This is a genomic window from Microcystis wesenbergii FACHB-1317, from assembly GCF_014696875.1.
Taxonomy (GTDB): Bacteria; Cyanobacteriota; Cyanobacteriia; order Cyanobacteriales; family Microcystaceae; genus Microcystis; species Microcystis wesenbergii_A.
Map to the genome: position 1 here is coordinate 1 of NZ_JACJQV010000232.1, position 13,896 is coordinate 13,896.

Consider the following 13,896-nt stretch of genomic DNA (forward strand, 5'->3'; position numbering starts at 1 on the left):
TTGGAGAGTGCAATCCTCAATTATAGCTTGACCTTCGTCGATTTCAGACCCTTTTTTGTTTTCAATTCTTTTTAAGTGTAATACCAAGCCACTTTCTTGACTAAACAATGAGACAAACATAATAAAATTTTGTTGTTCATTGTTAGGATTCTTTAGAGTGTTTTTGAGACTTTTTCCATCTATGTCTAGCCAATTTATATCACTTCTTTGTCCATATTCTTCTAATGCCCATTCATTAAACATTTTTAACAAATTCTGCCATTCAACTCCCATCATTACCCTTCTAATTGTTGAAGAGGATGGGACTCTTTCTGGAATTATGTTAAATTCTTTACTCAGCCTGTGCCGATTATTTTTAGCAAACTCTCCTAGCTCTCTATAACCTGAGTATCCTAGCATTGTTCCCAGTATTATTACTACTAATACTATCCATAAAGGGTGTCTTTTTCCTTGATCTTTCCGAAAGTCCTTGACTTGTTTTAGTTTTTCTATTAAGCTCAACATATATTTGAAAGGTTGGCGGTCACTTATCATTTTACCTGATAGTGATCGCTTTTACTTTTGATATTCTGATGGGAGAATGAAACAGCCCTACCCCTGCCCCCCCGACGTCGGGGGGGTTGGGGGGGTGACAATTAGCCTACAAATGCCGTTGGTATGGGAGAAACTACATCGAAATAGATAGATGGTTTCCTAGCTCTAAAAGGTGTAGTAATTGCGGGTATATTGCCCTTGAAAATGCCGTTAAATGTTCGAGAATGGGACTGTCCAGACTGTGGGACACACCATGACCGAGATATTAACGCAAGTAAAAATATTTTGGCCGCAGGGCTTGCGGTGTCAGTCTGTAGAGCGACCATAAGACCAGAACAGAGTAAATCTGTTAAGGCAGGTGCGGAACCCCGCAAGGGAAAGAAGCAGAAACCTAAATCGTGAGGTTTGGGAATCACCGTCCGTTTACGGCGGTGAGGATGTCAATCCCGCCTCCAGCGCAATCTTGTTAACTCGATCAACAACCAAACCAAAGCATACGAGGCAATCCAAGAACTCCGTTGCATCGTGCCGCCGCTGTCTCCCGTGCCTGACATTGCCGTTGTTAAAAGCGATCGCCTCTCAGAGGTGGATGGACCGCTGCCAGGTCCACCGGACTGGTTAATTGAAATTCGCTCCCCCGACCAAAGTACATTATATCTACAGAATAAAATTCTGCACTGCTTGAGCAACGGAACTCAGCTCGCCTGGCTGATCGATATTCAGCGACAGCAAATCTGGGTTTGGGAGAACCAAGAGCTGCCACTGGTCTATGCGGTCACCGACATACTCCCTACCCTTGGCAATATCTCTGACCTGACTGTGGAAGCTGTAATCGCAATGACCCAGCAGCGATAACAAGCGCGACTGTGCGATGCCGCCGTCGGAGACGCGCGAAGCTGAGACACTGCGAAGCAGCACGCTAATATTTAGCTCTTCTAGCGTGCGTTAACAAAGTTTAACGCACCTCTTTGACGATAAAGAATCTAATTAACATTTTTTGACCACTTTTTAGCTGATAATCACGTTAAACGTTTGTAAATCAGAGGATTCGTATTCTAATATACAGTTTACACCAAGAAGTCGGGAGAGCCTAAATTCGGTCAAAAAATTAACGCAGTAGCGTTTCTGTAAAGATAAGGTAAAAGATTGTAGCATTAACGGTGAAAGTTTCACTGTCAAATACGGGTGCGTCTGAAATGAACAAGTCAGTGATTATTAATCTAGGCAGTGGGAATTTGTATCAAGGATTTCCGCGAGTTACCGTTCAATTATGGACGGACGGCAATCCGCGGCCAGAGCAATTTATCGGCACGTTGCCCGCCGCACCCGCTTTAGGGGAACTGTATCGGAATTGGCAGCTTGTTTATCGGGGACTATGCGATCGCCTTGGGCGCAGCGAAACTGAACGCATTACGGGCGGACAACGCCATCCCATAATATCCCAACCAGGACATCTATCTTCAGCTTCTCTCGTAGAAGTTGGTGAACTAGAAATCAGTGAAGCAGGCATTACCAATATTTCTCAGGTCAGTTTTGATGAGTTGTGCCAGCAGCTACAGGCAAGCATCAATACTTGGCTGAAATCAGAGGGTTTTCTCCCCATTGAACTGCAACTGCGATCGCGACTCGACTCATCCGCTCCCATCCGAGTCATGATTGAAACCAACGATCTGGAATTGCGCTCTCTTCCCTGGCATCGCTGGCATTTCTTCGAGGATTATCCCCAAGCGGAAATGGCGTTGAGTCAACCAGAGTACCACTATCGAAATGTTCTGAAGTCAGCAAAAACTGACCAGAAAGTCAGGATTTTAGCAGTCTTAGGCAATAGCTCTGGCATTGATTTAGCCACAGAAACCCGCTTACTTCAGCGGTTGCAGGATGGGTCAGTTAAGTTCCTGGCCAACCCCTCACGCCAGGAGTTCAATACTCAATTATGGCAGCCTGAAGGGTGGGATATCCTGTTTTTTGCCGGTCACAGTCAAACCCAGGGACAAACGGGTCGAATATATATTAATGAGAATTCAACCCACAATAGTTTGACGATATCACAGTTAGAAGAGGCACTGAAAACCGCGCTCGAGAAGGGTTTAACGCTGGCTATTTTTAATTCTTGTGATGGATTAGGCTTGGCACAAGCACTGGAAAAACTACACATTCCCACCGTGATTGTCATGCGCGAACCGATTCCCAATCGGGTGGCACAAGAGTTCTTTCAGCAGTTTCTGACAGCATTTGCGATCGAGCAATTGCCGCTTTATCTTGCCGTTCAGCAAGCGCGTCGAAAGCTCCAAGGATTAGAAGATGATTTTCCAGCAGCGTCTTGGTTGCCCGTGATTTGCCAAAATCTAGCCGTTGAACCTCCCACTTGGATTCAGCTTGGAGGAACGCCAACCTGTCCCTATCGCGGTCTATTTGCCTTTCGGGAGGAAGATGCTCGGTTCTTCTTTGGGCGGGAGCAGGTAACTCAGGCACTGCTGGCTGCGGTCAAACAAAAGCCATTGGTGGCGGTGATTGGTGCTTCTGGCAGTGGCAAATCATCCGTTGTCTTTGCGGGATTAGTGCCGCGCTTGCGTCAGGAATTAGGCAGTAGCGGCATGAAAGAACAAGGCTCGCCGTCTGTACAGATTGTTTCGTTTCGCCCAGGGAATAATCCGTTTGAAGCCTTAGCAACTGGGTTGGCGCAGTGTCCTGCGATCGCTAAATTTGTCTCTCTACATCAGTCCCAACAGGGGTGTGGCGATGCTCTCCCAGAAGGTCAAAGCGACAGCTTCGCTAACGCAGTAGAACTAGAGCGGCTATTGCGGCAAGACGACCAGGGATTATCCCACCTCATCGAGTGGGTTAAACAGCAGAATTCAGGGATATGCCTGATTTTGATCGCCGATCAATTTGAAGAACTCTATACCCTTTGTCCAGAGGCAGAGCGACAGACTTTTTTGGATACTGTACTAAATGCCGTGAAATTTGCTCCAGGGTTCACCCTGATTCTGACCCTACGAGCAGACTTTTGCGGCTATGCCCTGGCTTACCGCCCCTTGAGTGATGCCTTGCAAGGTGCCATTCAGGTTTTGGGGCCGATGAACCGGGAAGAATTGCCAGCCGCGATCGCCAATCCCGCCGCCCAAATGCAAGTGAAATTAGAGGATGGATTAATCCAGAAGCTGATCCATGCCATGAACGAGCAGCCAGGGCGTTTGCCCTTGTTGGAATTTGCCCTCACGCAATTGTGGTCAAACCAGCGAGATGGATGGCTAACCAATCAGGCTTATGACCAGATTGGCGGCGTAGAAGCAGCACTGGCCAATCACGCAGAATTCGTATACGCTCAACTGAACGAAGAGGATCGACAGCGATCGCAACGGGTATTTATCCAATTAGTGCAGCCCGGTGCCGGGACAGACGATAGCCGGCGTACTGCTACACAGGAAGACGTGCAGCCGGAAAACTGGGACTTGGTGGCGCGTTTAGCCTCCTCTCGCTTAGTGGTGACCAACCGCAACGATTCTACAGGAGAAGAAACCGTAGAAATTGTTCACGAGGCATTAATTGGGGGCTGGAAACGACTCAGGAATTGGATGCAGCTCGATCGAGAGTTTCGCCTCTGGCAAGAGCAACTGCGGGCAAACCGCTACCAGTGGGAGCGCAGCCATCAGGATGAAGGGGCATTGTTGCGGGGTAAACCTCTGACCGATGCAGAATATTGGTATCTGAATCGAGCTGATGAACTGAGTTCGAGCGATTGCGAATTGATTGAGCAAAGTGTGGCACTGCGCGATCGCGACCTGAAATCCCAAAAGCGCAGGCGAAAGTTAACGATCTCAGGACTCACAGGTGGCTTGCTAGGGGCCTTAATCTTAGCAGGAGTCGCTTGGGGGCAATGGCAGAATTCAGCGCGTAGCGAGATCCAAGCCATCACTGCGTCCTCAGAAGCACTTTTTGTCTCCAATAATAAGTTAGATGCGTTGATTGAGGCCATTCGGGCCTGGCAAAAATTATCCAGGACAGGAGGAACAGACGCTGAGACTAAAACTCAGGTAGTGGGACTTAGGCGTTTTCGGTCAGCAAAAAAGGCTCAAACCATTACGGGACAAAGGGTTAACCTCGATTTATGATTTTCCTTGATCTATCTGGGTTTCAGCGATTTTGGGCTTCTCGAAGTAAATCCCAAGCGGGGATTGGAGTTGAGGCTTTTCTCGATTTGTTTTTTGTCTAAGTCCCAGTAGATTCCGTCTTACGGCAGGCAGTTTATGGCGTTCTTGAATACAATCGTTTGTTAGTCCATGGTGATGAAGTTAAAAGCGTCGCCTTCAGCCCAGATGGTAACACGATCGCCTCGGCTGCTGGCGATAAAACTATCAAGCTCTGGAAGCAAGATGGTACTATAATCGCCACCCTCAACGGACACAGCGATAAAATTTGGCAAGCTGTGTTCAGTCCCGATGGTCAGACAATCGCGTCCGCTAGCAAAGATAAAACCATCAAACTTTGGAGGATAGAAGCAGGCAAGATACCTATTCTAATAACGACCCTTGTTGGACATCATCATGATGTGAGAGGAGTGGCGTTTAGTCCCGATGGTCAAATGCTGGCTTCAGCCAGTGACGATAAGATGGTTAAACTCTGGAAGCGGGATGGCACTTTGATTACGACTCTCGCGGGTCACTCTGATGTTGTGAACGGTGTAGCGTTCAGCCCTGATGGTCAAATGCTGGCTTCAGCCAGTGACGATAAGACAGTAAAACTTTGGAAGCGAGATGGCACTTTAATTACGACTCTCAAAGGTCACACTGATATTGTGAATGGAGTAGCGTTCAGTCCCGATGGGCAGCTCCTAGCTTCAGCCAGTTGGGACAAAACGATCAAACTCTGGAAACTAGAAACGGGGAAAATGCCGACTCTACTGACAACCCTCACAGGACATAGTGAAGTGGTTTATGGAGTGGCCTTCAGCCCTGACAGTCAGACTCTCGCATCAGGCAGTTGGGACAAGACTGTTAAGCTCTGGAAACGAGACGGCACTCCGATCACGACTCTCAACGGACATAGCGATCGCGTTTGGGGAGTAGCCTTCAGTTCCGATGGGGAAAACCTTGCCTCGGCCAGTGGTGACAAAACGGTCAAGCTTTGGCGGCTGAAAAGCCCCTTGATGACAAGGTTGGCAGGACATACTGCGGTCGTAATTGGAGTGGCCTTCAGCCCCGATGGTAAGACCATTGCTTCAGCTAGTGATGACAAAAAGATTAGGCTTTGGAAGCGAGACGGTACTTTGATTGCGTCCTTGGTCGGACATACCGCTCAAGTTTATGGAGTAGCGTTCAGTCCCGATGGTCAGAGGTTGGCCTCGGTAAGTGCAGATAATACCGTCAAGCTCTGGAAGCTAGGGCCAAGAAAGCCTCAACTCCTGGCCACCCTGAGAGGACATCAAGCAGTGGTTTGGGGAGTTGCCTTTAGTCCCGACGGTCAGACAGTTGCCTCCGCAGCCTGGGATAATACCGTCAAACTCTGGAATGTAGGGCAAAAAACGCCTCAACTCCTCGCTACCCTGAGAGGACATCAAGGGGCAATTTTTGGAGTGGCATTTAGCCCTGACAGCAAAACCCTAGCTTCCGCAAGCGCAGACAATACCGTTAAACTCTGGAGAGTGAAGCCAGCGCAGATGCCTGTTTTACTGAGGACACTTACAGGACATACTGCTCAGATTTACTCAGTAGCATTTAGTCCTGATGGTCAGACGATTGCCTCGGCAAGTGCAGATAACACGATCGAGCTTTGGAAACCGGATGGCACTTTATTGACGACTCTCAAAGGTCATAGTGCTGTCGTTTATTCAGTCGCTTTCAGTCCCGATGGTCAGACCATTGCCTCAGCAAGCTGGGACAAGACGATCAAGCTTTGGAAACCGGATGGTACTTTGTTGACGACTCTGAATGGCTATAGCGATCGCTTTTGGGGCATCGCCTTCAGTCCCGATGGTCAAACCATTGCCTCAGCCAATGAAGACAAAACTGTCATTTTGTGGAATAAGGAGCAGGTTCTTACGCTTAATCCCTTGATGTACGGTTGCAATTGGGTACATGATTATTTGAAAACGAATCCCAACGTGAATGAAAGCGATCGCCATCTTTGTGATTGAATCACTCAGCCTCAAAGCGATCGCCCTAGCCATTAAACCTTTCTGAAATGACAACCCTGAAACCCGTGATCCAGTATTACAACTGGGCGTGCCAAATAGACCTGGGTTTAATAGACCTCTTGCAAAAGTCTTAAGTCGATCCTTGTACAGCAACATTTTTGAAGATTATCAACTACTAATAAATAATTAACTGAAAGTCCCTCCCATTATTGTTTCTATCGTTTGTTTTCGGATTTATGCAAGAGGTCTAATGAGTACAGGAACTATGGTTGATTTATCAAAATCAAAAATTCCGATGCTGGAATCGGTTGAATTTCAACGTAGGCAATTTTATCTTGTCGTTGTACCGGGACTGTTGATCCCACTTTATGAGGACCCGTGTAACCCGGAACCGCCGCTTCAGCCGTATTCAAAACCACTGTCATAGTGCTTCCGATTGGGTTGAGATTGGCATCCACCAACACTTTCGCTCCTCGATTATCCGTTCCATGACTGTTTAGCGCACAAAGTGCTTCTTCGTCATCTAAAACCCGTGACCAACCGATAATTTCTCCACTCCGTCCGTGATCGCCAAAGGGTAAGTTCAGAAAAGGGATGGCGGTTGGTCGTAAATATTGCCGTCCTAAGCGCAGCACTGGAAACTGTTTACGGATTGCCGCCATAGCTCCAATCCGGACATAGGCTGGATGATTGGAATCAAAACAATGAGCACCTGCTGTCCCAAATGGCCCAAAGCCAGGTAAGTTTTGATCAACGGATTGCAGGCCCGCCACGCCGAATTGCCGGGGATGCTCTGGACCAAACATGGCCTCTCGCAAATAGCGATCGCATTTCTTCCAGTCGGATAACCACTTCCGTTCAGCCGTTTCTGGCCCTGCCAATGCCTGCTCTGTTCCAGCGTAAATGCAGGGAATCCCCAATGTGAACAGTTGCAATGCCACCCCAGCAACGACCTGATGATCTGATGCAGCTTCGCTGGAAAAGCGGATTTTTTCACCAAATACATGATCGTGATCGTCCAAAATTGAAACATGCCGCCGTCCGAGGTTCCGGTGTGATCCCATTACCGCATTCCCTGGATCAAACCCGTTAAAGTAAGCTCTTGGATCTATCAGCCCTTTGGCAACCTGATTAAGATTCCCCCGCATCTCGCCAATATCCAAGGCAGCATTTAAGTTTTGCCCTACTACATCTAGATAGCGGTCTTGGTTATAGTCTCCGCCTGCTATTTCTCCCACTAAAAAGAAGTCACTCTTGCCCAAATTAGCCGCAAACTCCTTAATCGTTCCACAAAAATTTCGAGCTTGATCATAGGTCACATGCTTGAGCGTATCAATCCGAAAGCCATCGCAGTCTGTCAACGCGATCCAGTATTTGTAACACCGGGCTAAGTTGTCTAAAAGATGAGGATAGTCTAACTGGAAATCACGCAAATTAATAAAATCTGAACGCCGGAATTCGGCATTGGGATCCTCCAAATCTCCCCGCCCCAGGCCTCCCTCGCTATAGCCGGCCCGAGTATAGCAATCTGCTTCCTGGAGTTCGCTCGGCCAAACCCCGTCCGCGTTAGTTCGAGGCTTCCCTGCAATGATTTGTCCCTGATCACCTAGCCATGAGCCAAACTGATACCAACTCGACGTATAGGGAGGTTCCTGTTCTCCCCCAGGAGTACCCGGAGCATAGTCCCAGTTATATCCGGAATGGTTAAAAATGATATCGAGGATAATGCGTAATCCCTTCTTGTGGGCTTGATTGACCAGACCAACCAGCTCCTGACGAGTCCCAAAGCGAGGATCAACCTCTAAAAAATCCTGAATACCATAACCGTGATAGGTATTCAAGTGACCCCGTTGCTGAAAGATTGGTCCTATCCAGATTGTTGTTACCCCTAGTTGGTTTAGATAATCTAGCTTCGACTCTAATCCTTTAAGCGTTCCTCCCTGCCAGCGATCGCCGCCTGACTCTGCCCATTTATCAAATCGCCAAGACTGTCCATTTGGCAGATTAGGTCGAGACTGATTCAGTTGTTGACGATTCAGCAGAGGACGTGTGTTTTCTTTCCCATCACTAAAACGATCAGGCAAGAGAAAATAAAGCACTTCATTTCTCCAATCCGCAGAGGAAGGGTAATAACTCTCACGGCGAGGTAAAGAAAAATCGTTTAGACTACCTGGTCGCGGTTTGGCTAGATTCTGATCGGCAAATTTCATTAGGAATTACCTCAAGATTGATGAATATTGTTCCTTATCTATTTTTAGCAACAGGATATCTATGATTAGGCTAACCTTGCTGATTCTAAATAGTTGTAAGCTATTTTGACTTATGCACTTCATTGATATGCTCGGCCAGTCTGAGGGCTAGAGCACCCAACGTAAGCGAAGGATTTGCTGTGGGAATGTGCGGGAAGACCGACAGATCACAGCAGTACAGATTATCATACTCGTGAAATTTTAGGTGCTTATCAACAACACTTTCGCCGAGTTTCCCTAGCCGTAGAGAGCCACCAGTGTGGTAGGTCTCGGATTCTTCTCGATATTGAAGAGGCTTTTCTACCTCAGAGAGATCAACGCCCAAAAATTCAAACACTTTTTTCTTCAAGGCATTTGCTTCCACTTCTAGGGGACGATCCTCCATCGGTGCTACATAGACCTTGGGGCGAATATCACCAAGCTTGACCCAGTTAGAATCGTTCAGCTTTCTGGGAAAAAGAAACTTGATTTTAGCAGTAATGCGATCATCATTTTCAAACTCCTCTCGGAATAAATCATCATCCTCATAGCGAGGCTCCCAAATCCGAGGGTTAATCGCAAGCTCACAACTAAAATGATTATTTTCCTTTTCTAAGTCATGGTTGGGCAGAATAAGAATTTTAACTTGGTCTTTTGCAGTGATCAATGTCTTCATTCCCATCTGTGGGATGACAAAAGATTGTTCTGCTGCCTGGTGATCAGTAAGACCAATACCGATTTTTCCGCTTTTATCGGACAGATCACTTCTAAGAGCAATACAGGGACTTTCTGTGGCTCCAGCCGCTAAAACAATGACCTTTCCTCGATAGCTTCGTTTGCAGTGATTGATGAGATCTTCACAACATACCTTAGTTACCCTGTGTCCTTCCCATTCAAGGTGGGTAACTAAGTGATTGAGATTGATGGTAATATTTTCTCCGCCAGTCTTCATCTTTGGATAACTGACAGAGTTGAGTAATAGAGCTGCGGTGGAGAAGTAACCCCTTGGGCGCTCATCTGGATTACCTTGACGCTTTGTAATCCATGACATTTCTTGATGGAAACTTCGAGGTAGGTGCTGCACATCATAATCTGGCAGTTCCTCTTCCAGACGAGCCCGAAAGACTTTTTCGTAGTTGTTGTATTCAGTTCTCTTTCGGAAAAGCCTTTCCGCTTTTATATATCCACCCAGTTTTAGGTAGTCAACAATCTCTTTATCCCACTGTTCAAAGTCCCATTTGTTCATCCGGGGAATCAGAGCTGACCAATATATCGATCGCCCTCCCAAGTTCAGGTGTACATCTTTTTTCAGTACTGATCCTGGTGCGTTGTCGTATGCTACCGATTTTCTGACATCCACCTCCGAAGCGGGAATAGGTGTATTGCCAATATGAGAAGGTAAATGAACTGATCCAGCTTCTAATACGAGGACTGACAAGCCAAAATCCGATAGTTGATCGGCAACGATTCCACCCCCCATCCCAGAACCAATGACGATGACATCATATTCCTGATTGGTATCTAAATTGCTAGGCACATATCGACGGGAAAAGTCGGTTTCTTCATTCAGTAAGTTTTCGACAGCGTGGAGATACCTCTTTTTATAGCTGGGAAATGAAATATTTTGCTCCGTAAACTTGACTTTTCGCGAATTATCGTAAGAAACGACAATCGGATTCTGCTCCATCGTAATATCCTCATTAACATGGAAGCAAAGAGTAGCCTTATCCGCATCCGAAGGTAAAGAAATGCGGTACTGCCATTCATGGTTAGTATACTCCCCCCTGATTGGTCTCTTTGAAGACAACGATTCTTCACAAGAAACAGTAACCTCATTGGCAGGGATATGATTCGTAGTTTCAAAAACGACCGTGAGAACTCTTTTTCCTTTCATAAAATTTCTCCAAAGTATATCTTTAGGGGGTATCAAATAGCCAGAGGCATTAAATAAGTTTAAAAAAAAAGTAATTTTCTCTTTTTTTAAACCTATATCTAGAAAATAAGTAGGGAGGCACAATTATTTGTCGGATGGGTTAGCGGTAGCGTAACATAATCGGGCGTTGGGTTCCATGCTTCAACCCAACCTACGTTTTAGGCTGAGTACAAGTCAAGTAAATTGTACAGTCTTAGGCATATTTTCCGATCAAACTAATTATCCTATAGTTGCAGCCCAAATTAACTTATACACTTTATTGCCAAGGTGGTGTCTTGTGGTTTTGACATACCCCACGCCGTAAACGGACGTGGATTCTTCTAGTGGGACTTAGACAAAAAACAAATCGAGAAAAGCCTCAACCCCAATCCCTGCTTGGGATTTACTTCGAGAAGCCCAAAATCGCTGAAACCCAGATAGATCAAGGAAAATCATAAATCGAGGTTAACCCTTTGTCCCGTAATGGTTTGAGCCTTTTTTGCTGCCCGAAAATGCCTAAGTCCCACTAGCATCACTGCTGTGAATTTATGGCTCAACGAGTCCACTTGAATTAGATTCCTGGCGAAATCCAACTCAGAGGTGGTTCTCTCCTCAGACTTTCGCGACCTTACAGAAGCCTGTTTTCGGGGTCCCCTACGATACAGTTCAAAACCTCTAAAATACTTGGTTTCTCTGGTACTTGGTGCTGAGAATTTTTACCTATAGGATCATTTCCCTATAGAACCCCATAACTCTAGTTTTTAAGGTGCGTTCATCGGTTGATGACTGGGTTTTTTAAGCGGTTGCTTACCCGGCCCCCTATTCTTAATATCATACATCCTATCAAGTCGCCCTAAAAGGGCGCGGCTTTAAACCCAATTTTTCGGTAAATTCGTCCCCTAGCTAGTTATTGGTCAACACATCTGCGATCGCCGTCACCCTGTTGGTCACACCTGGCCCACCGAGTCCAATACAAACACCAAATCCTTGCCTCGCTCTGGCATAACCGTCAGCCATAAAAGCCGCCCCTCCTTCATAAGCCGCCACAACTGCCGTCATGTTGTTCGGACAATGCTCGACGAAAGGGTCAATACTGCTGCCAGGAACCAAGAAAATATGTTCAATACCCTCCTGTTTCAAGGCTTTAAGAACGTATAGCGCTACATTGTTTTCTGTCATAAAAATCGTCAATTCAAAAATGAAACGCATCAACCTCAAGAGTTGAAAAAGAAAGGCTCATCAGGTACTGTCTGATCATTAACAACAACAAATCAGACCCAAAAATGAGCCGACAACATCTTAACATAGAACAAAGAAACTTGCTCTACTAACTTAGTCAAGAGGGAAATTTATCTCAACGGCAAATAGCCGTCTGGCTCGGATGTCATCAAAGCACAATATCACGAGAATTAAGAAGGAATCAAAGTTCCCTCGGCTGCTATCTACCTGACACAGCACAAGCTCAAAGCGAGACGCGCACCAAAAATGCCAAACAACCCTTTAAAAATGTCAGCGAGTCGGCCTTAGAGTTGGTAAAAAAAGGATTGAAAAATTATCATAGTCCGGAACAAATAGCAGGTCGTCTGAAAAGAACCAGTCAAGAATCTCTCAGTCACGAAACCATCTATCAAATGAATGATCGATCATAACTACCCTTGACTGTGGAAAGTATCAAGAATACCTACGCGGCTGGACGAGGAAAAAGAAAGAGTCGAGACGGAGCAAAAAGTAAGCGTGGAGGGATTCCAGGGCGTGTGGATATTCTCCTCTCCCATCTTCCCACACCCCACACCCCACACCCTTCTCCCTTCTCCCCCAATACTATCGGGACGGGGAAGAATTGATCGGGGGTAAAGAAGGAGAAATTTCGCCACCTCGATCGAATATTTCCAGATTCCATTGACCGAAACGATTACTTTCAAAAGCAATAAAACGACCGTTGCCACTAATCGTCGGACGACGCACTTCTCCTAAAATATTTTCGGTGATATTTTTTGCTTGCAGAGTTTGTCGATCATAAATATATATATCGGGTTTACCGGACTGTTCCGACACATAAACAATATAGCGACCATCGGCACTAATATCCGGTTGATCTTGATAGGTTTTTGCTTGATTTAACCCGGGTAGGGGAACTAAACGATTAGCCACTCGATCAAATAAATAAATCGTTCGTTGTCCCCTGCGATCGGAGGCAAAAACCAGATAACGACCATCGTAGTTAAAACGGGGATTATCTTCCGAGGAAGGGGTATTTAAAGTATTTCCTAAAAGCTGTTGGGGAGGGGTGACAAAACCCGCATCACTACATCCCCCCAGACTGATGATATTAACCGCAAGCAAAAGTCGAAGAAGTTTAGGAAACCTGATCATCGGTCAGCGCCGGGGAAGGAAGGATACAACAATTAATATCATCAAGACAAACTTTACCCCAATGCAATGCCCAACGCACCAATTCCACTCGATTATCGGTTTTTGTTTTTGTCAAGATATTACTAATATGATTATCAACGGTACGCTTACTAATCTCCAGCTTTTCCGAGATTTCTTGATTGGTTAAACCATTAGCCACTAAATCGAGTATTTCTAGCTCTCGATCGGATAATGAAGCGGCTGTTTGAAACTTCCCAGCAGACATGAGTATAATTCCTCTCGTATATGTACTTATCATTCTAGAAGAATTTTTTCCCCAGGAATCGATAATCAGTAATCAGTGTTGCCAAAGGCACGGCGTAGCCGTCCAGTAAACAGTAATCAGTGAAAAGACAGTACTGTTACTGCCATTTGATGATGCACACTTAATACAGATGGTTTGCGGCAAAAAGCTTTTCCTGGAGGCCGGGTGTGGGGTGTGGGGTGTGGGGTGTGGGGTTTTACCCATTTTCAGGACGTTCGGCGAAGCTCAGTCGAGCCGTGGTCAACTACCTAATTTTCAGGGAAAAAGTCCAGGGATTTTCCCCCCGATCCCCGCAATGGCTGGCACTTTTTGAGGGAAAAAAAGTCTAAAAGTCTTATCCAACAAGGTTTAGCGATGTGTCTGTTTGTAACTGAAGAGCCTCAAAATCTTTGTGGACAATGCTTTGAGAGGG

Annotated in this window: 8 protein-coding genes and 4 pseudogenes; 6 read left to right on the forward strand and 6 right to left on the reverse strand. The window is 46.1% G+C overall.

The window, feature by feature from the left end; all coding sequences use genetic code 11:
* Positions 1-504: ISAs1 family transposase (locus tag H6F92_RS24170; protein ID WP_190359792.1), on the reverse strand; the 504-nt coding region annotated here is incomplete at its 3' end.
* A 128-nt stretch (positions 505-632) separates the two neighbouring features.
* Here H6F92_RS24170 and H6F92_RS24175 point away from each other — a divergent pair.
* From H6F92_RS24175 to H6F92_RS24190, 4 genes and pseudogenes are all read left to right on the forward strand, one after another.
* Positions 633-936: pseudogene (locus H6F92_RS24175) on the forward strand (zinc ribbon domain-containing protein); the annotation flags it as partial.
* A 102-nt stretch (positions 937-1,038) separates the two neighbouring features.
* Positions 1,039-1,389 carry a Uma2 family endonuclease gene (locus H6F92_RS24180; protein ID WP_265795869.1) on the forward strand — a complete coding sequence of 117 codons (351 nt, stop codon included), beginning with the start codon at positions 1,039-1,041 and terminating at the stop codon, positions 1,387-1,389.
* Positions 1,390-1,730: 341 nt separating this feature from the next.
* Complete coding sequence (locus tag H6F92_RS24185) at positions 1,731-4,646, forward strand: nSTAND1 domain-containing NTPase (protein WP_242030255.1); 2,916 nt, start codon at positions 1,731-1,733, stop codon at positions 4,644-4,646.
* 107 nt (positions 4,647-4,753) lie between these two features.
* Positions 4,754-6,667: pseudogene (locus H6F92_RS24190) on the forward strand (WD40 domain-containing protein); the annotation flags it as partial.
* A gap of 263 nt (positions 6,668-6,930) precedes the next feature.
* On the opposite strand, the gene H6F92_RS24195 reads toward H6F92_RS24190, so the two are convergent.
* The 3 genes from H6F92_RS24195 to H6F92_RS24205 form a co-directional block, all read right to left on the reverse strand.
* On the reverse strand, positions 6,931-8,877 hold the full coding sequence (locus H6F92_RS24195; RefSeq protein WP_190359793.1) for an alpha-amylase family glycosyl hydrolase: 1,947 nt from the start codon (positions 8,875-8,877) through the stop codon (positions 6,931-6,933).
* A 100-nt stretch (positions 8,878-8,977) separates the two neighbouring features.
* The gene (locus tag H6F92_RS24200; protein WP_190359794.1) at positions 8,978-10,789 is read right to left on the reverse strand and encodes a GMC oxidoreductase; all 1,812 of its coding nucleotides are present in this window, start codon (positions 10,787-10,789) and stop codon (positions 8,978-8,980) included.
* A 921-nt stretch (positions 10,790-11,710) separates the two neighbouring features.
* On the reverse strand, positions 11,711-12,016 hold the full coding sequence (locus H6F92_RS24205) for a thiamine pyrophosphate-binding protein (RefSeq protein ID WP_190359795.1): 306 nt from the start codon (positions 12,014-12,016) through the stop codon (positions 11,711-11,713).
* A 74-nt stretch (positions 12,017-12,090) separates the two neighbouring features.
* Between H6F92_RS24205 and H6F92_RS24210 the strand changes: the two are divergent.
* Positions 12,091-12,570: pseudogene (locus tag H6F92_RS24210) on the forward strand (transposase); the annotation flags it as partial.
* Between the two features lie 58 nt (positions 12,571-12,628).
* Here H6F92_RS24210 and H6F92_RS24215 read toward each other — a convergent pair.
* The gene (locus H6F92_RS24215) at positions 12,629-13,180 is read right to left on the reverse strand and encodes a TolB family protein (RefSeq protein WP_190359796.1); all 552 of its coding nucleotides are present in this window, start codon (positions 13,178-13,180) and stop codon (positions 12,629-12,631) included.
* Positions 13,164-13,445, reverse strand: coding sequence for a photosynthetic electron transport-dependent transcriptional regulator PedR (pedR, locus tag H6F92_RS24220; RefSeq protein ID WP_002737431.1), 282 nt, complete (start codon positions 13,443-13,445; stop codon positions 13,164-13,166). Before pedR ends, H6F92_RS24215 begins: the two co-directional genes overlap by 17 nt.
* Before the next feature lie 174 nt (positions 13,446-13,619).
* On the opposite strand from pedR, the pseudogene H6F92_RS26345 reads away from it, so the two are divergent.
* Positions 13,620-13,813, forward strand: a pseudogene (locus H6F92_RS26345) (hypothetical protein).
* Positions 13,814-13,896: the final 83 nt, after the last annotated feature.